23 protein-coding genes are annotated in these 21,126 nt (G+C 63.5%); 18 read left to right on the top strand and 5 right to left on the bottom strand.

Annotation, left to right across the window (positions count from 1 at the left end; all coding sequences use genetic code 11):
• Positions 1–5 precede the first annotated feature (5 nt).
• From QRN59_RS03500 to QRN59_RS03445, 12 genes are all read left to right on the top strand, one after another.
• A complete protein-coding gene (locus tag QRN59_RS03500; RefSeq protein ID WP_284981111.1) occupies positions 6–917 on the top strand; it encodes a bifunctional methylenetetrahydrofolate dehydrogenase/methenyltetrahydrofolate cyclohydrolase in 912 nt (303 codons plus the stop codon).
• Positions 918–1,018: 101 nt separating this feature from the next.
• The gene (locus QRN59_RS03495) at positions 1,019–2,179 is read left to right on the top strand and encodes a sensor histidine kinase (protein WP_284981110.1); all 1,161 of its coding nucleotides are present in this window, start codon (positions 1,019–1,021) and stop codon (positions 2,177–2,179) included.
• Positions 2,176–2,841: a response regulator transcription factor gene (locus QRN59_RS03490; protein ID WP_236816152.1), complete on the top strand. Its 666-nt coding sequence runs from the start codon at positions 2,176–2,178 to the stop codon at positions 2,839–2,841. The genes QRN59_RS03495 and QRN59_RS03490 overlap by 4 nt, the downstream gene beginning before the upstream one ends.
• Positions 2,842–2,974: 133 nt before the next feature.
• Positions 2,975–3,274 carry an SHOCT domain-containing protein gene (locus QRN59_RS03485; RefSeq protein WP_284981108.1) on the top strand — a complete coding sequence of 100 codons (300 nt, stop codon included), beginning with the start codon at positions 2,975–2,977 and terminating at the stop codon, positions 3,272–3,274.
• Positions 3,275–3,503: 229 nt separating this feature from the next.
• Positions 3,504–4,433 carry an ABC transporter ATP-binding protein gene (locus QRN59_RS03480; RefSeq protein WP_284981313.1) on the top strand — a complete coding sequence of 310 codons (930 nt, stop codon included), beginning with the start codon at positions 3,504–3,506 and terminating at the stop codon, positions 4,431–4,433.
• Entirely contained in the window at positions 4,426–5,247 is an 822-nt protein-coding gene (locus QRN59_RS03475) for an ABC transporter permease (RefSeq protein ID WP_284981107.1), read from the top strand. Before QRN59_RS03480 ends, QRN59_RS03475 begins: the two co-directional genes overlap by 8 nt.
• Positions 5,244–6,077, top strand: coding sequence for an ABC transporter permease (locus tag QRN59_RS03470; protein WP_234751259.1), 834 nt, complete (start codon positions 5,244–5,246; stop codon positions 6,075–6,077). Before QRN59_RS03475 ends, QRN59_RS03470 begins: the two co-directional genes overlap by 4 nt.
• Before the next feature lie 67 nt (positions 6,078–6,144).
• Positions 6,145–6,717 carry a hypothetical protein gene (locus QRN59_RS03465; RefSeq protein ID WP_284981106.1) on the top strand — a complete coding sequence of 191 codons (573 nt, stop codon included), beginning with the start codon at positions 6,145–6,147 and terminating at the stop codon, positions 6,715–6,717.
• 10 nt (positions 6,718–6,727) lie between these two features.
• Positions 6,728–7,561, top strand: coding sequence for an exodeoxyribonuclease III (locus tag QRN59_RS03460; RefSeq protein WP_284981105.1), 834 nt, complete (start codon positions 6,728–6,730; stop codon positions 7,559–7,561).
• A gap of 19 nt (positions 7,562–7,580) precedes the next feature.
• Entirely contained in the window at positions 7,581–8,672 is a 1,092-nt protein-coding gene (gene trpS / locus QRN59_RS03455; RefSeq protein WP_284981104.1) for a tryptophan--tRNA ligase, read from the top strand.
• A gap of 4 nt (positions 8,673–8,676) precedes the next feature.
• Positions 8,677–9,369, top strand: coding sequence for a 2'-5' RNA ligase family protein (locus QRN59_RS03450; RefSeq protein WP_284981103.1), 693 nt, complete (start codon positions 8,677–8,679; stop codon positions 9,367–9,369).
• A gap of 133 nt (positions 9,370–9,502) precedes the next feature.
• The gene (locus QRN59_RS03445) at positions 9,503–10,408 is read left to right on the top strand and encodes a YihY/virulence factor BrkB family protein (RefSeq protein WP_284981102.1); all 906 of its coding nucleotides are present in this window, start codon (positions 9,503–9,505) and stop codon (positions 10,406–10,408) included.
• 3 nt (positions 10,409–10,411) lie between these two features.
• Here the strand turns inward: QRN59_RS03445 and QRN59_RS03440 are convergent, their stop codons facing one another.
• The 5 genes from QRN59_RS03440 to sdhC all read right to left on the bottom strand — a co-directional run bounded on the left by QRN59_RS03440 (position 10,412) and on the right by sdhC (position 14,825).
• Complete coding sequence (locus QRN59_RS03440; RefSeq protein WP_284981101.1) at positions 10,412–11,176, bottom strand: alpha/beta hydrolase family protein; 765 nt, start codon at positions 11,174–11,176, stop codon at positions 10,412–10,414.
• A 110-nt stretch (positions 11,177–11,286) separates the two neighbouring features.
• Complete coding sequence (locus QRN59_RS03435; RefSeq protein WP_078105990.1) at positions 11,287–12,069, bottom strand: succinate dehydrogenase iron-sulfur subunit; 783 nt, start codon at positions 12,067–12,069, stop codon at positions 11,287–11,289.
• A 1-nt stretch (position 12,070) separates the two neighbouring features.
• Positions 12,071–13,870 (bottom strand): succinate dehydrogenase flavoprotein subunit, encoded by a 1,800-nt coding sequence (gene sdhA, locus QRN59_RS03430; RefSeq protein ID WP_284981099.1) that lies wholly within the window; start codon positions 13,868–13,870, stop codon positions 12,071–12,073.
• Positions 13,871–13,961: 91 nt separating this feature from the next.
• On the bottom strand, positions 13,962–14,441 hold the full coding sequence (locus tag QRN59_RS03425; protein ID WP_284981097.1) for a succinate dehydrogenase hydrophobic membrane anchor subunit: 480 nt from the start codon (positions 14,439–14,441) through the stop codon (positions 13,962–13,964).
• Between the two features lie 3 nt (positions 14,442–14,444).
• Complete coding sequence (sdhC, locus tag QRN59_RS03420; RefSeq protein ID WP_078105987.1) at positions 14,445–14,825, bottom strand: succinate dehydrogenase, cytochrome b556 subunit; 381 nt, start codon at positions 14,823–14,825, stop codon at positions 14,445–14,447.
• Positions 14,826–15,063: 238 nt separating this feature from the next.
• Here sdhC and QRN59_RS03415 point away from each other — a divergent pair, with 238 nt between their 5' ends.
• From QRN59_RS03415 to QRN59_RS03390, 6 genes are all read left to right on the top strand, one after another.
• Positions 15,064–16,197 carry a mannose-1-phosphate guanylyltransferase gene (locus QRN59_RS03415; RefSeq protein WP_234751275.1) on the top strand — a complete coding sequence of 378 codons (1,134 nt, stop codon included), beginning with the start codon at positions 15,064–15,066 and terminating at the stop codon, positions 16,195–16,197.
• 76 nt (positions 16,198–16,273) lie between these two features.
• Positions 16,274–17,473, top strand: a complete 1,200-nt coding sequence (locus tag QRN59_RS03410; RefSeq protein ID WP_284981096.1) for an amidohydrolase — start codon at positions 16,274–16,276, stop codon at positions 17,471–17,473.
• Positions 17,474–17,817: 344 nt separating this feature from the next.
• Positions 17,818–18,252: a MarR family winged helix-turn-helix transcriptional regulator gene (locus QRN59_RS03405; RefSeq protein ID WP_284981095.1), complete on the top strand. Its 435-nt coding sequence runs from the start codon at positions 17,818–17,820 to the stop codon at positions 18,250–18,252.
• Positions 18,253–18,298: 46 nt separating this feature from the next.
• Positions 18,299–18,730, top strand: coding sequence for an organic hydroperoxide resistance protein (locus QRN59_RS03400; RefSeq protein WP_184736494.1), 432 nt, complete (start codon positions 18,299–18,301; stop codon positions 18,728–18,730).
• Positions 18,727–19,746 (top strand): NADP-dependent oxidoreductase, encoded by a 1,020-nt coding sequence (locus QRN59_RS03395; protein WP_284981094.1) that lies wholly within the window; start codon positions 18,727–18,729, stop codon positions 19,744–19,746. The genes QRN59_RS03400 and QRN59_RS03395 overlap by 4 nt, the downstream gene beginning before the upstream one ends.
• 271 nt (positions 19,747–20,017) lie before the next feature.
• Positions 20,018–21,124, top strand: coding sequence for a BMP family lipoprotein (locus tag QRN59_RS03390; RefSeq protein WP_284981093.1), 1,107 nt, complete (start codon positions 20,018–20,020; stop codon positions 21,122–21,124).
• The last annotated feature ends 2 nt before the right edge of the window (positions 21,125–21,126 follow it).

Genomic DNA, 21,126 nt, shown 5'->3' with positions numbered 1-21,126 from the left:
CGTCCATGGCGCAGACCGCGAAGATCCTTGACGGCAAGGCTGCCGCCGCCGCCATCAAATCTGAGCTGACTGAGCGTGTCGCTGCCCTGAAGGCCCGCGGCATAACTCCGGGCATTGCCACTGTGCTCGTAGGTGCGGACCCTGCCTCGCAGCTTTACGTGTCCATGAAGCACAAGCAGTCTGTGGAGATCGGGATGAACTCGATCCAGCGTGAGCTTCCGGCGGATGCCACCCAGGCCCAGGTTGAGGCCCTCATCGACGAACTGAATGCGGACCCCGCCTGCCACGGTTACATCGTGCAGCTGCCCCTGCCCAAGCACCTGGACACGGACGCCATCCTCGAGCGGATCGACCCCGCCAAGGATGCCGACGGCCTGCACCCGACCAACCTGGGCCGGCTGGTGCTCAACGTCAACGGAGAGATCACCTCGCCGCTGCCGTGCACACCCCGCGGTGTCATCGAGCTCCTGGAGCGCAACGGCTACAGCCTCGCCGGCAAGCACGTCGTGGTGGTCGGCCGCGGCGTCACGATCGGCCGCTCGATCGGCCTGCTGCTCACCCGGCGGGCCGTGAACGCCACCGTGACGCTGACGCACACCGGCACCAAGAACCTCTCGGAGCTGCTGCGCCAGGCGGACGTGATTGTAGGCGCAGCGGGTGCCAAGCACATCGTCAAGCCTGCGGACGTGAAGCCGGGCGCGGCCGTGCTCGACGTCGGTGTCACCCGTGAAACCGACCCCGAGACGGGCAAGAGCAAGGTCCACGGCGACATCGATCCCGCCGTTGCCGATGTAGCCGGCTGGATTTCGCCGAACCCCGGCGGCGTGGGTCCGATGACCGTAGCGCTGCTCATGACGAACGTGGTCGAAGCCGCGGAACGCCAAGTGGCAGCGGGAAGAGTCTCCGGCGTCGCCTGATTTGCTCCCCACTGCCGTGTAGGGCGCCTACTCCCGCTGGAGTAGGCGCCCTACATCGTTAACCCGACGACGCCGGCGCCCTCCGCGGCTAGGCTCGGAGCATGCAGCGGCGTTTCCAGGGTCCTCCCACGAGTTTCATCGTGATCGCTGTGGCCCTGATCCAGGTCCTGGGGACCGTCTTTTCGGCGAGCCATCAGGCTGCCCTGCGCCCCTTGGACCCGCTCGCCTTCATGCTGCTGTTGGCCGGCCCCGCAGCCTTGGCCTTCCGGACCCGCAGGCCCGCCGTCATGCTGCCGATCACCATCGCGGCCACGTCCATCTACCTGCTCCTCGGATACGCCTGGGGTCCGATTGTGCTGTCATTGGCTCTCTCGATCATCCTGACCGCTGCCGCGGGGCTGCGCTGGCAGGCCTGGCTCGGGGCTGGGATTTGCGCTGGCGCCCTCGTTCTGATGGCTGTCCTCGCCGGGGATGAGACGGGGCTTGTCCGGGCCTCTGCCGGTGTTGCCTGGGCGGCCATCCTTGTCCTGATCGGTGAAGGCTTCCGGCGGCGGGGCGAGCGCATGGCCGAATACCGGCGACGGCGGGAGGCCGCGAAACAGGCCGAACGGGACGAATACCGTCTCACGCTCGCCCGGGACATCCACGATGTGGTGGCACACTCCCTCTCGATGATCAACGTCCAGGCTTCCGTGGCGCTCCATCTGGGAACGAACGATCCCGAGAAGCTCCGCCCGGCGCTGGAAGCCATCAAAGCCGCGAGCAAGGAATCCCTGGCCGAAGTCCGTCAGCTCCTCGGGGTGCTGCGCGACGACGCCCCGCTGAGTCCCGCGGCGCCGCCAAGTCTGGGGCGGATCCCGGAACTCGTGGACGACGCGAGGCGCGGCGGCTTGCAGCTGCGGTTCGAAGACTCCGTAGACACGGAACGAGTTGGCCCGGAACGAGTTGGCCCGGAACGAGTGGGTACAGCACAGCAGGAAGCCGCCTACCGGATCGTCCAGGAAGCGCTGAGCAACGTCCGCAGGCACTCAGGCGCGGCGTCCGCCGCCGTACTTCTTGAATTGGCGGGGAACGCGCTGCGGGTGAGGATCGACGACGACGGCGGAGGCCTGCGGGGAGCGCCTGCCGGGAACGGGCTGAGGGGCATGCGGGAGCGCGTCGAGGCCCTCGGCGGCACGCTCAGCCTGATGCCGCTGGAGCCGGGGCTGCGCGTGGAAGCGAACCTCCCGCTGAACCTCGAGCCAGAAAGACACCAGAGATGATCCGCTTGCTGCTCGCCGACGACCAGAACCTTATCCGGGCGGGGTTCCGGGCCCTCCTGGACGCTGAACCGGACATGGAAGTAGTAGCGGAAGCTGGTACCGGCCGGGATGCCGTCAGGTTGGCCGAGCGCGAGGCGCCCGACGTCGTGCTCATGGACATCCGCATGCCTGATGGCGACGGGTTGGCCGCAACCCGGCAAATCCTGGCCAACCCCCGCCTCGCCCACACCCGGATCATCATCCTCACCACGTTTGAGCTCGACGAATACATCGCCGAGGCCGTGCGCGCGGGCGCCGCGGGCTTCCTCGTCAAGGACACCGAACCGGAGGAACTGATCCGCGCCGTGCGGGTAGTTCACGACGGCGACGCACTCCTTTCGCCGTCCGTGACTCGCCGCATCATGGCCCAGCTTGCCCTGCACAGCAAGGCGGCGTCGAAGACAGTGCCCCTGGACCAAATCACGGATCGCGAACGGGAAGTCCTGGCGCTTGTAGGCGAAGGCCTGAACAACGCAGAGATCGCTGAGCGGCTGTTCATCACCCCGCTGACGGCGAAGACGCACGTTTCACGGATCATGACCAAACTGCTGGTTCGGGACCGTGCCCAGCTGGTGGTGCTGGCGTACGAATCCGGCTTGGTCCGGCCAGGCTGGAGCAGCTAGCCCTGGCCCGCAGTCTCCCGGGGGAGTAGGCGGCTGGGCGCAAGTGACTCCCGGTGGCCGACGCGTTTCGATGGGCCAAAAACCAGACTGGAACCAGAGCCGAGATACGGCCTGTTGAGAGTTTGGACTGGACATGTTGACATCACTGAGCACCACCATCGGCTCGGCGGCCGCGCAGCTTCCCGCCGACGTCGTCCATGGACCGGGGGACGGATTCGTCTTCTGGCCGTTTTTCCTCCTGATCCCGCTGTTTTGGTTCCTGGTCATCGGATTTTTCATCTTCTTCGGCCGCCGGATGTGGCGCCGGAACCACTACTGGGCAGCAACCCAGGGCGCCGAAAGCGTGCTGAGGGAGCGCTACGCACGGGGCGAAATCGACGAGACCGAGTACCGCCAGCGCTTGGAAGTGCTGCGGACACATCCGACAAAGTGAGGAACCGGCGGATTCTGCTGGATCATTCGTCTGGATAAACCGTCAGGCCTTGGAATCACGCGGTTCCAGGGCCTGAGGTGCGGAATGATCCAGCAGAATGTCGCGCAGGGCCCTGCACGTTACTCCAGAAAATTGCGGAATACCTCTTTCACGTATTCCTTGGCTCTACTAGTCTGCTGGGGTGCACAATGAAGCCACCCGCTCTTTCTCCACGTCAGCCAGCCTCCAGATGAACCCACCCGCAGTCATCACAGCCGAAAACCTCACCAAGAGCTACGGCGAGCTCACGGCCGTCGACGGTATCTCGTTCGAGGTCCCGGCCGGGGAGTCCTTCGGCCTGCTCGGCCCCAACGGCGCCGGCAAATCGACCACCATGAAAATGATCGGCGGAGTCTCCCAGCGCACGTCCGGGAAGCTCAGCATCATGGGCCTGGACCCGGAAACCCATGGTCCGGAAGTCCGTGCGCACCTCGGAGTGGTGCCGCAGCAGGACAACCTGGACGAGGAACTGAAGGTCCGCGAAAACCTGATTGTCTATGGCCGCTACTTCGGCCTGCCCTTGAGCTACTTGCGTCCCAAGGCCGATGAGCTGCTCGAGTTCGCCCAGTTGACAGACAAAGCCAAGTCCAGGGTCGATGCCCTGTCAGGCGGCATGAAACGGCGTCTCACGATTGCCCGCTCGCTCATCAACGAGCCCAAGATCCTGCTCCTGGACGAACCCACTACGGGACAGGACCCGCAGGCCCGGCACATCCTTTGGGACAGGCTGTTCCGGCTCAAGGAACAAGGCGTCACCCTGATCCTCACCACGCACTACATGGACGAGGCCGAACAGCTTTGCGACCGGCTGATCGTGGTGGACAAAGGCAGGATCATGGCCGAAGGCTCGCCGGCCAGCCTGATTCGCGAATATTCCACGCGCGAGGTGCTGGAACTCCGCTTCGGCTCGGAACGCAACGCCACCATTGGCGTCGAACTCGCGGGCATCGGCGAACGCGTCGAGACGCTTCCGGACCGGGTGCTCATCTACGCGAACGACGGCGAATCGGCCCTGGAGCAAGTCTCCGCACGCCGGCTCCGTCCCCTGACCTCGCTGGTTCGGCGTTCTTCGCTGGAGGACGTCTTCCTCCGGCTGACCGGACGGAGCCTCGTTGATTAGCGCCCACTCGCCGGCCGTTTCAGCCAGCCGGGCGAAGCGCTGGGGATCTTTCTTCTACGCCGAGCAGGTCCTGCGCGTGATGCGCGGCTACGGCTGGTCCGTGTTCCTGTACAGCGTGGGGCAGCCGGTGGCCTATCTGTTCGCCATGGGAATCGGGCTGGCGAGCCTCGTGGATGCGAACAGTGCGGCGGTGTTCGGTGGCGTGAACTACTTGACCTTCATCGCGCCGGCACTGTTGGTCTCATCCGCGGTCATGACGGCGTCGGGGGACTTTTCCTACCCGATCATGGACGGCTTCAAATGGCGCCGCGTGTTCTATGGCCCGCACGCCTCACCGCTGGTACCGCAGCAGATCGCCGCGGGCCACATCATGGCAAGTGCCTTGAAGTTCCTCGTGCAATCAGTGGTGTACTTCGCCATTGTGGCCATGTTCGGTGCCTCGCCGAGTCCGTGGGGCTGGGTGTCGGCGATAGTTGCCACAGTGGCCGGTTTGTCCTTCGGGCTGCCGCTCATGGCCTATGCCTCGAGCATCACCAAAGACTCCGGCCAGTTCGCGTTGGTGCAGCGATTCATCGTCGTGCCGCTGTTCCTGTTTTCGGGCACTTTCTTCCCGCTGGATTCGCTGCCGCTTGGAGTGCGCTGGATCGGTTGGGTCTCCCCGGTGTGGCACGGTACGCAGCTGGGCCGCGTCTTCACCTATGGACTTGAGGAGAATCCCTTGTTGACCCTGACCCACGTCGTGTTCCTTCTGGGCGCCGCCGCTGCGGGTTGGACGCTGACGCGACGCCAGTTTGTCAGGAGGATGGGGGCATGAGCGTTCTGACCGGGGGCCATAGCGCCACTGACGCTGCCCGTGAACGCACCTTCGGCCCGCTGTACTCCCGCAATGCGCTTGCTGTTGTGTCCCGGGGCCTCATGGCAGCGAAAAGCAGCACGTGGTTGATCCTCGTCTCCGGGTTCTTCGAGCCGGTGCTGTACCTCATTTCCATGGGCGTGGGACTCGGCCCGATTGTGGGTACTGTGGCGGGACCGGGCGGCCAGGAAATCAGTTATGCGGCCTACATCGCGCCCGCGCTCCTGGCCGTGTCCGCAATGAACGGCGCCGTCTATGACTCCACCTGGAACGTCTTCTTCAAGATGAACTTCGCCAAGCTGTACCAGGGAATGCTCTATACCTCCCTTGGACCATTGGACGTAGCCATCGGGGAGATCTTCCTGGCCCTGCTGCGCGGACTCCTGTATGCCACGGGGTTCACGGCCGTCATGGCCGTCATGGGACTCATCACCACGCCATGGGCCATCCTCGTCATCCCGGCCTCGGTACTGATCGCTTTCGGCTTTGCGAGTTTCGGCATGGGCATCACCAGCTTCATGAAGACCTTCCAACAGATGGACTGGATCAACTTCTTCATGCTGCCGATGTTCCTTTTCAGCGCCACCTTCTACCCGCTGAGCGTCTATCCGCAATACATCCAGTGGCTTATCCAAGCGATGCCGCTGTGGCACGGCGTGGAACTCCTGCGGCAGATCAGCATTGGTTCCTTCAGCCCGGCCACGGCAGTCCATATCGCCTACTACCTCGTGATGATCGCCCTCGGGATCACGCTCACCACCGGAAGGTTGCGCAAGCTCTTCCTGAAATAGCCGCACAGGCTGTTCGCCGGGGGTGGAAGCGGGCCGTTCGTCGCGCGGAGTTTGCGACAATGGGTGCATGCGATCCCTCGGCGACTCCCCGTCATCTGTTCCCTCGTCCGCTTCCGCCAAGAGCCCTTTCAAAGGCTTCCGCATCGGTGGACTGGGCATGACGGTGGTACTCATCGCTTTCCTGGTGGCCGTGATCTTCGCGGCCAACCATAACGACGTCGTCGGCTGGATCGTTGCTGTTGTCTCCTTCGGCTGGCTCGCGCTCGCCGCTTTCGTGGTCTTCAGCATCCAGAAGGCCGCAAGGCGGGCCGGTGAAAAACTCACCGAAGCACAGAACGCGTTCAACGCGGCAACCGGCCGGGCGCCATCGTCGTCGAGCGCCGACCACGGTGGCACACGGGTGGTCTCGGAACGGAACGAAGCGGATGAAATCCGGGACCTCAAACTGGACCACTCTTTCAAGATTGTCCAGGTGCAAGTACGCGTGGTGGAGGACGAACGCGCCAAGGGCGATGCCGCCGATCAAGACACCATAGATCGCGCCTTGGAGACCATCGCCATCACGTCGAGCAATGCCCGGGACATGATCAAGTCCTCCGGCGGCGGCGACGAGCCCGTCGCGGGCACCATCATCGACTAGAGTAGGCGGGGTGAGCTCGGCATTGAAGAAGGACTTCCTTCGCATCGCAACGGTCAACGTCAACGGCATTCGTGCCGCGTACAAGAAGGGCATGGCGGAGTGGCTGGAACCGCGCGACGTCGACATCCTGTGCCTGCAGGAAGTCCGCGCGCCCGATGAGGTGGTTCAACAGCTCATCGGCGAAGGCTGGTACATCCTGCACGCCGAAGCCGAGGCAAAGGGCCGCGCCGGGGTTGCGATTGCCTCCCGGCAGGAACCGGTTGCCACCCGCGTGGGTATCGGCGACGACTACTTCGCCACCACTGGACGCTGGGTCGAGGCCGACTACGTCGTTCGGGACGGCGGCGGCAGGGACACCACCCTGACGGTCGTCAGCGCTTATGTGCACTCCGGCGAAGTGGACACGCCCAAGCAGGTGGACAAGTACCGCTTCCTGGATGTCATGACCACGAGGCTTCCGGAACTTGCCAAGCACAGTGAGCATGCACTGGTTGTCGGCGACCTCAACGTGGGTCACACCGAGCTCGACATCAAGAATTGGAAGGGCAACACCAAACGTGCCGGGTTCCTTCCTGAGGAGCGCGCGTACTTCGACCGCTTCTTCGGCGACGAGATCGGATGGAGGGATGTCCACAGGGGCCTGGCAGGAAATGTTGATGGCCCCTACACCTGGTGGTCCCAGCGCGGTAAGGCCTTTGACACTGACACAGGCTGGCGCATCGACTACCACATGGCCACTCCTGGACTCGCGGCAGCCGCACTTTCGGCCGTCGTTGACCGGGCGCCGTCGTGGGACACCCGTTTCTCCGACCACGCACCGCTGGTAGTCGACTACCAGCTCTAGGCTTTCGAAAGTTTTCCTCATGACCAGTTCCACCACGACTGAACCCGCTGCAGCTGCAGCCAAGGCAACATCCACCAAACTGCCCGCCGGAGCAAAGCACCGCGTGCTGTCCGGCATGCAGCCCTCTGCTGACTCCCTCCACCTGGGCAACTACCTTGGTGCCTTGGTCAACTGGGTCCGCATGCAGGACGAATATGACGCCATCTTCTTCATCCCGGACCTGCATGCCATTACGGTGCCGCAGGATCCCGCCGAGCTGGCCCGACGCACCCGTGTCACCGCTGCGCAGTACATCGCCGGCGGCGTAGACGTGGACAAGTGCACGCTGTTCGTTCAGTCCCAGGTTCCTGAGCATGCCCAGTTGGCGTGGGTCCTTGGCTGCATCACCGGCTTCGGCGAGGCGTCGCGCATGATCCAATTCAAGGACAAGTCGCTGCAACACGGTTCCGACCACGCGAGCGTCGGGCTCTTCACGTACCCGATCCTGCAGGCAGCCGACATCCTGCTGTACCAGCCACACGGGGTACCCGTAGGCGAAGACCAGCGGCAGCACATTGAACTCAGCCGCGACCTCGCCCAGCGTTTCAACAGCCGCTACGGCGAGACGTTCCAGGTGCCGCAGGCCTTCATCCAGAAGGAAACGGCCAAGATCTACGATCTCCAGAACCCCACGGCCAAGATGTCCAAGTCCGCGGAGTCGCCGGCCGGCCTGATCAACCTGCTCGACGACCCGAAGATCACGGCCAAACGCATCAAGTCGGCAGTCACGGACACCGAGACGGAAATCCGCTTCGACCGCGAAGCAAAGCCAGGGGTGTCGAACCTGCTGAGCATCTACTCGTCCATCAGCGGCCAACCGGTGGAGAAGATCGTAGCGGACTACGAAGGCAAGATGTACGGCCACCTGAAGGTCGACCTCGCTGAACTCGTCGCTACCCATCTCGGGCCGATCCGGGACCGCGCCAACGAGCTTCTGGCCGATCCGGCCGAGCTTGACCGGCTCCTCGCCCATGGGGCGGACAAAGCCCGGGAGATCGCCTCGGCCACGCTCGCCGACGTCTACGCCAAGGTGGGCTTCCTGCCTTACGGCGGAGCACAAGGAATCCGCTAAAGCCATGTGCGCAGCTGGCAAGCTCAGCGTCCAGGTCGGCTCCCTTTCAAGGGGAGCCGGCCAGGCCTCTGATGCCCGCCTGGACGCGGGCGCACACGAGTCTGCCAGCGCGTGCGGGGACAACCTGTGCGTGGGGGTCATCCTGGGTTTCCCACGGGAAGTCGCCCAGGAACTGAAGCAATGGCGCGCTTCCTTCGGTGATCCCATGGCGGACGTGATCCCGGCCCACATCACCCTCGTGACCACCACGCCTGCCGAGGACTGGGAAGCCACCCTCGAACATGTTCGCGACGTCGCCCGTCGCCAGGCACCATTCAAGATCACGATTTCCGGTACGGGCTCCTTCAGGCCGGTATCCCCGGTGGTGTTCCTGAAGGTCGAAGACGGTTTTGAGGAGTGCGTGGGCCTGCATGAACAACTGCAGACCGGCCCCCTGGAACGCGATCTTCCTTTCCCCTACCATCCGCACGTGACGGTAGCCCACGACGTCGCTCCCGAAAGCCTGGACGAGGCCGAAACGGTGCTCAAGAACTACACGGCCACCTTCCCGGTGGTTAGCATGGGACTTTACGAGCACGACGACAACGGCATCTGGCAGCTACGGGAAGAGCTCGACTTTGGCGGCGACGCAGACCAATCAAGGAAAAGCACAGCACAACGACCGGCAGCAGGCGGAAAGGCCACCACTGCCGACTGAAGGGGCGCAGCTGAAGCTGCAGCTCATTCACCGTCAGGTCGAATGGGGTAAGGCCCGACGCTCAGGCAATAGAAGCGCCACAATACCGGCGTTCATCAACCTCGCCCTCGCCCGGCTGAGTAACTTCCGGCCCATGCGCGCCTTCAACCTCTACAACCTGCGCCATGGTCCGCTGTTGAGCGCCGGCATAGGCTTCACCATGTTCTTCTCCATCACGGGCCTGCTGGCCACGGGGTTCGCCGTGACCGGCCTGGTCCTCAACGGGCAGCCCCAACTGGTTGATTCAATCGTCTCGAGCGTCGCCACGGCGGCCCCGGGACTCCTGAAAACCAACGGAGGCAACGGCCTGGTGGATCCGCATGATCTCCTGAACCCCACAGGCCTCGGCTGGACGGCTGCCATAGCCGCCGTCGTCACGGTATTTACCGCGCTCGGCTGGATCGCGGGGATTCGGGAGGGTCTTCGCGGAGTCTGCGGGCTGGAGCCCGTGCAAGAGAACCCGCTGCTGATGAAAGCCCGCGACGCCGGTACCCTCCTGCTGCTCGGCGCAGCCTTGGTGGTCAGCGCCGGTGTTTCTCTGGTGTTCGGGACAGCGGCCGGATGGATCATCGAACGGCTCGGGTTGGCCGACGCCGTTGCCGGCCCCGTCACCTGGCTCGTCCGCACGGCCGTTCCACTGGTCCTCAACTGGGCGACGGCGGTCATCATGTTCCGCTTCGCAGGCCGTCTGAAACTTCGCCGCCAAGCGTTCCTGGAAGGAACAGTGCTGGCCGGTATCGGGACCACCATCCTCCAGATCTTCAGCACGGAGTTACTGGCGAATGCCGGACGGAACCCCATCCTGGCCTCATTTGCCATCATTATCGGGCTTCTCATCTGGTTCAACCTGGTCAGCCAGGTCTACTTGGTCTCCGCCGCGTGGGCGGCCATCAGGGAAGCGGATACCGGGGCGCACGAGCACCCCAAGCCGGCCCTCGGATCACGGCACCCTTCGCCACACTCCTTCCCGGCGAAAGCATTCCCCGAGAAAGCCAAGTAAGGCCTAGTCGCCGAGGTACTGCCCGGCCCAGGCCGAGATGATCCCTGCCACCCGGGCGGCTTGTCCTTTGCCCGTCAACAGGTGGTCACTGCCTTCGAGCGAAATGAAGCTCCGCGGGTGCCGTGCCGTTTGGAAGATTTCGCTGGCATTGTCGATGCCCACGGTGTTGTCTGTGGGGGAGTGCAGCACCATGAGGGGTCTGTGCAGGGTACGGATGCAGTCCCTGAGATCGGCCTTCTCCACGTCTTCCACAAAGTGTCGGCGAACCTCCATGCGCCTGCCGCCCAGGTTGACCTCAGCGCTGCCTTCGCTGAGAATCGTGCTGACTTCGGCGTCGAACATGTGCTCCACGTGCCTGGGCTGGAACGGGGCGCCGACAGTCGCCACGGCCCGTACCTCGGGGAGGCTGAGGGCCGCAGCCAACACGGCTGCCCCGCCGAAGGAGTGGCCCACCAGCAGGGAGATTTCCTTGTCATCGGCACGCATGAACCCGGCGGCGCGGATGGTGTCTGCCACTTTCACGCTGAACGATCCGGCGGACCATTCGCCGGCGGAGTCGCCCAGTCCAAGGTTGTCGAAGCGAAGCATGCCGACTCCGAGATCCGCCAAGCCCTTGCAGACACGCGAGGCTGACGGGCTGTCCTTGCCGAGGGTCAAACCATGGGAGAACACACCCCAGCCCCGGACCGGGCCCTCAGGAACATCCACGATACCTGCCAGGAGATCTCCGGTGCTGCCTTCGAAGCTGATCTTCATCGATTTGGACACCCTGTCCGCCTTTCGTTGTGCGAGTTGCCCGGCCTTCCCGAACGACTCTTAAACAACGACGACGGCGTACCCCGCCAAGGGGACGCCGTCGTCGTATTCTAAATACTGGACTAGATCTTGCGTGCCAGGATGGCCTGCTTGACCTCGGCGATGGCCTGGGTCACCTGGATGCCACGCGGGCAAGCCTCCGAGCAGTTGAAGGTGGTGCGGCAGCGCCACACCCCTTCCTTGTCGTTGAGGATTTCCAAGCGCATGTCACCTGCATCGTCGCGGGAATCGAAGATGAAACGGTGCGCGTTCACGATGGCGGCCGGGCCGAAGTACTGACCGTCCGTCCAGAACACGGGGCAGGACGACGTGCAGGCAGCGCACAGGATGCACTTGGTGGTGTCGTCGAACCGTTCACGGTCCTCGACCGACTGCAGGCGTTCCTTGGTGGGCTCGTGGCCTTTGTTGATCAGGAACGGCATGACCTCGCGGAAGGACTGGAAGAACGGCTCCATGTCCACGATCAGGTCCTTCTCCACCGGGAGGCCCTTGATCGGTTCAACGGTGATGGGCTTGGAAGTGTCCAGGTCCTTCAGCAGGGTCTTGCATGCGAGGCGGTTACGGCCGTTGATGCGCATGGCGTCGGAGCCACAAACGCCGTGTGCACAGGAACGGCGGAAGGACAGCGAGCCATCGATTTCCCACTTGATCTTGTGCAAGGCGTCCAGCACGCGGTCGGTGCCGTACATCGTCAGCTGGTGGTCTTCCCATACGGGCTCTTCCGAGACCTCAGGGTTGTAGCGTCGCACTCGCAAAGTGATGTTGAAGGTGGGAATTTCCCCACCTCCACCAATGTGCGCGGGCAGCTCGATCTTGGATGCTGGCTCAGCAAGTTCAGCAGACATCTTAGTACTTCCTCACCATCGGCTCGTAGCGCGTAAAGACAACAGGCTTGGTGCCGAGTCGGATGCCCGCGATTGCTTCCGCAGATCCGTCCGCTGGAGCGTGCTCGTCCTTATACGCCATGGAGTGCTTCATGAATTTTTCGTCGTCGCGCTCCGGGAAGTCCTCCCGGAAGTGGCCTCCACGGGACTCCTCGCGGTGCAGGGCAGCAACCGTCATGACTTTGGCCAGTTCCAGGAGGAAGCCCAGTTCCACCGCTTCGAGCAGATCAAGGTTGAAGCGCTTTCCCTTGTCCTGGACGCTGATGCGCGAGTAGCGCTCTTCAAGGGACGCGATGTCCTTGAGCACCTGGTTCAGGGTGTCCGCAGTACGGAACACCTGCATGTTGGCATCCATGGTGTCCTGCAGTTCCTTGCGGATCGCGGCAACCCTTTCGCCGCCATCGGAAGTGCGGACGTGGTTCAGTAGATCCAGCGTGTATGACTCCGGGTCTTCCGGGAGCTCCACGAAGTCAGCCGTCTTGGCGTACTCGGCGGCGGCAATGCCCGCACGCTTGCCAAAGACGTTGATGTCCAGAAGCGAATTGGTACCCAAACGGTTGGAGCCGTGGACGGAGACACAAGCAACTTCACCGGCTGCGTACAGGCCTGGCACGATGGTGTCGTTGTCCTGCAGGACCTCAGTGGTGATGTTGGTGGGGATGCCGCCCATGGCGTAGTGCGCCGTCGGGAACACCGGAACCGGTTCCGTGTACGGTTCGACACCGAGGTAGGTGCGCGCGAATTCGGTGATGTCCGGAAGCTTCGCGTCAATGTGGGCGGGCTCAAGGTGCGTGAGGTCGAGGAGGACGTAGTCCTTGTTCGGGCCGCAGCCGCGTCCTTCGCGGACTTCGTTTGCCATGGAACGGGCCACGATGTCGCGGGGAGCGAGGTCCTTGATGGTGGGGGCGTAGCGTTCCATGAAACGCTCACCCTCGGAGTTGCGAAGGATCGCGCCCTCGCCGCGGGCAGCTTCCGAGAGGAGGATGCCCAAGCCTGCGAGACCGGTCGGGTGGAACTGGAAGAACTCCATGTCCTCCAGCGGGATTCCGCGGCGGAAAGCGATACCCATGCCGTCACCGGTCAAGGTGTGGGCGTTGGAGGTGGTCTTGAAGACCTTGCCCGCGCCGCCCGAGGCGAACACCACGGACTTGGCCTGGAAGACGTGCAATTCGCCGGAGGCGAGGTCGTAGGACACGACGCCGGCAACGCGCTTCTGCTTGTACGGCGTTCCGTCTTCGCGGACGGCGTCTTCCTCGACGGTCAGCAGGTCCAGGACGTAGTACTCGTTGTAGAACTCAACGTTGTGCTTGACGCAGTTTTGGTACAGCGTCTGCAGGATCATGTGGCCGGTGCGGTCTGCTGCGTAGCAGGCGCGGCGGACCGGAGCCTTGCCGTGGTCACGGGTGTGGCCACCGAAACGGCGCTGGTCAATGCGGCCTTCGGGCGTGCGGTTGAACGGCAAGCCCATCTTCTCCAGGTCCAGCACGGCGTCGATGGCTTCCTTCGCCATGACCTCGGCTGCATCCTGGTCAACCAGGTAGTCTCCACCCTTGATGGTGTCGAATGTGTGCCACTCCCAGTTGTCCTCTTCGACGTTGGCCAGGGCTGCACACATGCCGCCCTGGGCCGCGCCAGTGTGGGAACGGGTGGGGTAGAGCTTGGTCAGTACTGCGGTGCGTGCGCGCTGACCGGATTCGATCGCGGCGCGCATGCCGGCGCCGCCGGCACCGACAATAACGACGTCGTACTTATGGACCTGCATACCAGATGCTCTTTCTCTCTAAGTCAGATGGTCGGCGGAGCCTGCTCCGCGTGTTGTGCACAGCCGGACTCGCCGGTGGTGCAGCGGAGCCCTACGGCGCCGGGCAGAACCCGCCCGGCAGCTGAACGCCGTTGACGACGGGGCACGGGTTGAACGTGAAGATCACCAGCGTGCCAAGAACGACGATGACGACGGTAGCCGCGTAAAGGACCACCTTGAGCCAGAGGCGGGTGGCGTCCTTCTCGGCGTAGTCGTTGATGATGGTGCGAACGCCGTTGGTGCCGTGCAGCATGGCGAGCCACAGCATGGCCAGGTCCCAGAACTGCCAGAACGGGTCGGCCCACTTGCCGGCCACGAAGCCGAAGTCGATGCCGTGGATGCCCTCGCCCACCATGAGGTTCACAAAGAGGTGGCCGAAGATCAGGACTACGAGCACGACGCCGGAGAGCCGCATGAACAACCACGCGAACATCTCGAAGTTCCCCTTGGAACCGGTGCCGCGACGGTACTGCGGTGCGATCTTCCCGCTGCCGATTTTTCCACTGCGTGGGGTCTGAATGTCAGTACTCATGGCTTAGTGGCCTCCCAGTGCGAGGGACAGGTGGCGGATGGCGAAGGCCCCGAAAACGACCAGCCACAGTACCAGGACGGTCCACAGCATCTGGCGCTGGTACTTTGCGCCCTTCTTCCAGAAGTCAATGGCGATGACGCGCAGGCCATTGAAGGCGTGGAAAACGATCGCTGCGACGAGGCCCGTCTCGCCCAGGGCCATGAGGGGGTTCTTGTAGGCGCCGATAACGGCGGTGTAGGCCTCCGGGGACACACGCACCAATGAGGTGTCCAGCACATGGACCAACAAGAAGAAAAAGATCACAACACCGGTAATACGGTGTCCAACCCAGGACCACATGCCTTCACGGCCGCGGTACAAGGTGCCAGCTGGTTTTGTCGGCACTGAATAAACCTTCCTGCAACACAGCGGCGCTTGCACGGGATCCATGCGGGGGGAACGCCAGCCGCGAGAGCACTCGTAGCTCAGCCTAAATCTAGGCTTCGCTCACAGCTTATTCAATTTAGGCGCCCCTTCTTGTAACGAGAGTGCGGGTGTTCGCCTGAATTCCGGTCTTTTCGCCGCGGGGGTGAGACGAAGACCACAAAGTGGGACTTGCGCGGGTGTCCGATAAGGTGTTGCGGTGAGTATAGAAAACGCTGCAAGCCTCGAATCGCCATTGCGTCACTTCCATGCGGTTATTCCGGCCGGCGGAGTGGGCACGCGCCTGTGGCCCCTTTCGCGTGCAGCTGCGCCCAAATTCCTGCATGACCTCACGGGTTCGGGAAGCACCCTTCTGCGGGCAACCTACGACCGTCTCGAACCGTTGGCCGGCAACCGCGTGCTGGTGGTTACGGGTGTGGCGCACCGGGTTGCTGTCTGCCGCCAGCTTCCCGAAGTGGGCGACGACGAATTGGTCCTCGAAAGCGAACCGAAGGACTCGGGAGCCGCGATCGGCCTCGCCGCCGCCATCCTTTACCGTCGCGACCCGGACACCATCATGGGTTCCTTCGCCGCCGACCATGTCATCAGCCCGGACAACCTCTTCCAGGAGACGGTCCGCGAGGCCATCCACACCGCGGCTGCCGGAAAAATCGTCACCATCGGCATCAAGCCCACGCACCCTTCGACCGGGTTCGGTTACATCCGCACCGGCGACTTGCTCAATATTGACGACGCACCAAACGCGCACGCTGTGGTCGAATTCGTCGAGAAGCCGAGCGAGGACATCGCCAAGAAGTACCTCGAGACGGGCGACTACGTCTGGAATGCCGGCATGTTCGTCGCCCCCGTTGCACTCATGCTCAAGCACCTGGAGGCAAACCAGCCGGTCTTGTTTGCCGGGCTGCAGGAAATCGCCGATGCCTGGGACACCCCGGAGCGCGATGAAGTGACCGCTCGGGTGTGGCCTACGTTGCCGAAGATTGCCATTGACTATGCCGTGGCGGAACCCGCCGCAGCGGCGGGGGATGTCGCCGTCGTGCCCGGTACCTTCCGCTGGGACGACGTCGGAGACTTCGCCGCGATCGGTCGCCTCAACAATGCCGGCGACGTCGATGAGGTGACGGTCCTCGGCGAAGGCGCCCGTGTCTTCACTGAGAACGCCAGCGGCGTGGTTGTCTCCGATACCAAGCGCGTGATCGCCCTTATCGGGATCAAGGACGTCGTGATCGTCGATACGCCGGACGCGCTGCTCGTCACCACGAAGGAGCACGCCCAGCGGGTCAAGGGTGCGGTGGACGCACTCAAGGCCAGCGGGGACACCGACGTTCTCTAGCGCGCGCTTGCGGCACTGTCCGTAACCAAGAGACCCCTTTCGCTATTCGGAGGGCGCGGATGGCTAGAGTTGTGAGGTGCGCAATTTCACTACCGAAACCGAGCCGACCCCTGTGGTGAAGCCGTGGCTTGACGATCTCTTGCCGGAACTCATTGAATTCCGGAGGGATCTGCATGCGCACCCCGAACTTTCCTTCAAGGAATTTCGCACCACGGACAAGTTGGTTGAACGGCTCGAAGCGGCCGGACTTGAACCCCGTCGCTTGGAAGGATCGGGGCTGACGGTCGACGTCGGCGAGGGGCCCATCGCAACGGCCCTGCGCGGCGACATCGACGCCCTCCCCATCATCGAAGAGACAGGCCTTCCGTTCGCGTCGAAGAACCACGGTGTCACCCACGCGTGCGGGCATGACGTCCACACCACGAGCATGCTTGGCATTGCCTTGGTGCTGCACGCCATGCACCAGGAATCCCCTTTGGGCGGAACGGTGCGCATCATCTTCCAGCCGGCTGAGGAAACCATGCCCGGCGGCGCCCTGTCCTGCATCGAGCAGGGCGTGCTCCAGGGTGTCCCGCGGATTCTGGCGCTGCACTGCGATCCGCGGATCAACGTCGGCAAGATCGGCACGCGCATCGGCGCCATCACTTCGGCCTCGGACACCATCAAAATCGAACTGACCGGACGTGGCGGCCATACTTCCCGTCCGCATTTGACCGAAGACCTGGTCTTTGCGCTGGCCCAAATCGCCGTCAACGTCCCGGCCGTGCTTTCCCGTCGCGTGGATGTGCGCAGCGGCGTTTCGGTGGTGTGGGGCCAAATCGCGGCAGGTTCCGCACCCAACGCGATCCCGGCCAACGGTTACATGGCCGGCACTATGCGTTGCCTCGACAGGGACGCTTGGCACAGCGCAGGGGAACTGCTCGACGACGTCGTCCAGCAAGTTGCCGCGCCGTACGGTGTGGATGTGCACCTCGAGCACACGCGCGGCGTCCCTCCCGTGGTCAACTCGGAACACGAGACAGCCATCATCGAGGCCGCGGCCCGCGCGGAACTCGGCGAGCACGCCGTCGTCCTGACGCCCCAGTCCATGGGCGGCGAGGACTTCGCCTGGTTCCTGGCTGACCTGCCGGGTGCCATGATGCGCCTCGGAACCCACACCCCCGGCGGCGAGGAATACGATCTCCACCGCGGTGACTTCATTGTGGACGAGCGTGCCCTCGGCTTCGCAATCCAAGTCTTGGCCGCCGCGGCATTGCGAACCATCCGGGATCTCTAAAACTGCGACGCCCGCTCACTAATACCGGGTTTTGGCCCGACGCCCGCTCACTAATACCGGGTTCTGCCCGGACGCCCGCTCACTAATACCGGGTTCTGGCCAGACGCCCGCTCACTTTTGGCCGAAAGGCCGGGGATCCTCGTGCAGATCATCTGCAGGAGGATCCCGTCTTTTGGGCTTGTTTGTGAGCGGGCGTTGGCGGGGAACGGCTTGTTTGTGAGCGGGCGTTGGCGGGGAACGGGTTGTTTGTGAGCGGGCGTTGGCGGGGGTGGGGTTGTTTGTGAGCGGGCGTTGCGGCTCCATTTGAGTTGTGCACAATTTAATTGTGAGCTATCGTTATAGCCATGAGTGAAGCCCCACGCCTCGACCGCCAGGTCTGTTTCGCGCTGTATTCCGCATCGAAGGCGGCCACGGCGGTCTACCGGCCGGTGCTGGATGAGCTTGGGCTGACGTATCCGCAGTACCTCGTGATGCTGGTGCTCTGGGAAAATGCGCCTCGAAGCGTCCGGGAACTGGGCACCGAGCTGGGACTCGACTCGGGCACCTTGTCACCGCTGCTGAAGAGGCTTGAAGCCTTGGGCTTCGTGGAGCGCCGCCGTTCAGCCGAAGACGAGCGTCGCGTCGAGATCCACTTGAGCGACGCCGGGCGGGCCCTTAGTGCCCGGGCGGGGGCTGTTCCGCAACGCCTCGCCGATGCCGCGGGCTTGAGCGCCGCCGAGCTTGCGCAGCTTCACGACACCCTGGGCCGACTTACCGCAGCGCTCCATTCAGCCATCTGATCGTCCATCCCAACACGTCCACCCCAACAAAGGAAAAGGAACCACAGTGAAGACTTTGTACACAGCCGAGGCGCTTGCCTCCGGTGAAGGCCGCGACGGCAACGCACGCACCAATGACGGCAAGCTGGACGTAGCACTCGCCAGCCCGGTGGAACTGGGCGGAAACGGCCAGGGCACCAACCCTGAGCAACTTTTCGCAGCCGGGTACGCGGCATGCTTCCACTCGGCACTCAGGCTGGTGGGACGCAAGGCCCGGGTGGATCTGAGTGATTCCGCCGTGGCAGCCAAGATCCATTTCGGTGCCTTGGAGGGCAGCGAGGGATACGGGCTCGCCGCTGAGCTTGAGATCGCGCTGCCTGCCCTCGACCGGGAAACCGCCGAGCAGCTCGTGGCCAAGGCCCACCAGATCTGCCCCTATTCCAACGCAACCCGCGGGAACATCGCCGTCGACATCAAGCTTGTGGAGGTGGCCGCATGAGCGCCGCTGTTACCAAGAGCACCCGCGAAATCCAGCTGGCATCCCGGCCTCAAGGACGCCCCGTCCAGGAGAACTTCCGGCTGGCCGAGACCGATTTGCCGGAGCTGCAGGACGGCCAGATCCTGGTCCGCAACGAGTTCATGTCGGTCGATCCCTACATGCGCGGCCGCATGAACGACGCGAAGTCCTATTCGGCGCCTTTCCGACTCGACGCAGCGCTCGACGGCGGTGCGGTGGGTGAGGTGATCGCGTCCCGTTCCGAGGCGCTCAAGGTGGGTGACGTCGTCGTGCACCAGCTCGGCTGGCGCGAATATTCCGTGGTGGATGCGACAAGCGCGACGCCGGTTCCGGCCGGCCTGGCGCCGACGTCGGCATTCCTCGGAGCGCTTGGGATGACGGGCCTGACGGCGTATGCCGGGCTGCTTAAGGTGGCCGAGTTCAAAGCCGGGGACGTCGTCTTCGTTTCCGGTGCCGCAGGCGCCGTGGGTTCGATTGTCGGCCAGGTCGCGAAGGCCATGGGCGCCTCCAGGGTGATCGGCAGCGCCGGTTCCCCGGAGAAGGTGGCGCGCTTGCTGGAACTGGGCTTCGACGCGGCCTTCGACTATCACGACGGTCCGGTGGCGAAGCAGCTCCGTGACGCAGCGGGGGAGCGCGGCATCGACGTCTACTTCGACAACGTCGGCGGCGAACACCTCGAGGCCGCCCTCGCAGTCCTCACTGTGGGTGGCCGCGTAGCAATGTGCGGTGCCATTTCGCAGTACAACTCCACGGAGCCCACACCGGGCCCGCGGAACCTGGCCGTGGCCATCGGAAAGCAATTGACCCTCCGTGGCTTCCTGGTGGGCGGCCAGCGGCAGCACGCCGCCGAGTTCGCCGAGAAGATGGCCGGATGGCTGGCTGACGGAACGGTCCGCTACGACGAGACGATCGTCGACGGGCTCGAGAACGCGCCGAAGGCCTTCATCGACCTCCTGGACGGAGTCAACACCGGCAAGATGCTGGTCCGCCTGCACTGAGCCTGCACCGACTAGCGGCCGCGGGCGGGCATCCTAGGGCCGTTGGCTGGGAGTTCCTCTACTGCTTGGTAACAAAAGCTCAACGATCTTCGGGTTGTTGGGCTTTTGTGTTACCCGGGTGTGTTCAATCCCACTAAAGTTGTGCCATCAGTGCGCCCCAGGCGCAGTGCTGCGAAGCATCAGTGAAAACAGAATTTCAGACTCGAGTTTTCGAAACGGACACTCATTGACCAACTGTCGTAGCATCAATCACTTTCTTCCTGGAGGAAAATTGAAGCAATCACTGCGTGCCACACTAAAGCGCGGTTCATTTGCAGGCGTCGCAACTGCGGGCGCCGCTGCACTTTTGCTGGCAGGCTGCGGTAGCGCACCGTCTGCTTCGAGCTCGGGCAGCGCCACCAAGTCGGACTACACCGCATGCATGGTGTCCGACTCCGGCGGCTTCGATGACAAGTCGTTCAACCAGTCAGGCTACGAGGGCCTTCAGGCGGCAGCCAAGGACCTGAGCATCCAGGAGAAGCACGTCCAGTCCAAGGCCGACACGGACTACGACCCCAACCTTCGTTCCATGGTCCAGCAAGGCTGCAAGCTAACCGTTACGGTCGGCTTCCTGCTGGGCGACGCCACGAAGAACATTGCGACGGCGAACCCGAACAGCCACTTCGCCATCATCGACTACTCGGACCCCACCTTCCCGAAGAACGTCAAGCCGATTGTCTATGACACGGCCCAGGCCGCGTTCCTGGCCGGGTACCTCGCTGCCGGCACTTCCAAGACGGGCAAGGTTGCCACCTTCGGTGGTCTCAACATCCCCACCGTGAGCATCTTCATGGACGGCTTCTCTGACGGGGTGAAGTACTACAACCAGAAGAAGGGCAAGTCCGTCCAGCTGCTTGGCTGGGACAAGGACAAGCAGGACGGAACGTTCGTCGGCGACTTCAAGCAGGTCGACAAGGGCAAGGTCCTCACCCAAGGATTCCTCGACCAAGGGGCCGACGTCGTCCTTCCCGTCGCTGGTCCGGTTGGAGCAGGCGCCGGAAGCGCGATCCTTGACGCCAAGGCAAAAGGCACGGACGCAAAGCTGATCTGGGTCGACTCGGATGGCTACCTGACCGCACCCGCCTACAAGTCGGTCATCCTGACTTCGGTCCAGAAGACCATGGCGACCGCCGTTGAAACGGTCATCAAGGCCGACAAGGACGGCAAGTTCGACCCCAGCCCCTACGTTGGCACGCTCGACAACGGGGGCGTGGCGCTTGCCCCGTTCCACGATCTCGACTCCGCAGTGCCGGCCGACATGAAGAGCGATCTTGACCAGTTGAAGAAGGACATCATCTCCGGCGCAGTCAAGGTCGAATCGAAGTCCAGCCCCAAGTAAAA

This window comes from Arthrobacter sp. efr-133-TYG-118 (assembly GCF_030209755.1).
Lineage (GTDB): Bacteria > Actinomycetota > Actinomycetes > Actinomycetales > Micrococcaceae > Arthrobacter.
This window is presented reverse-complemented; position numbering and strand designations above follow the sequence as displayed.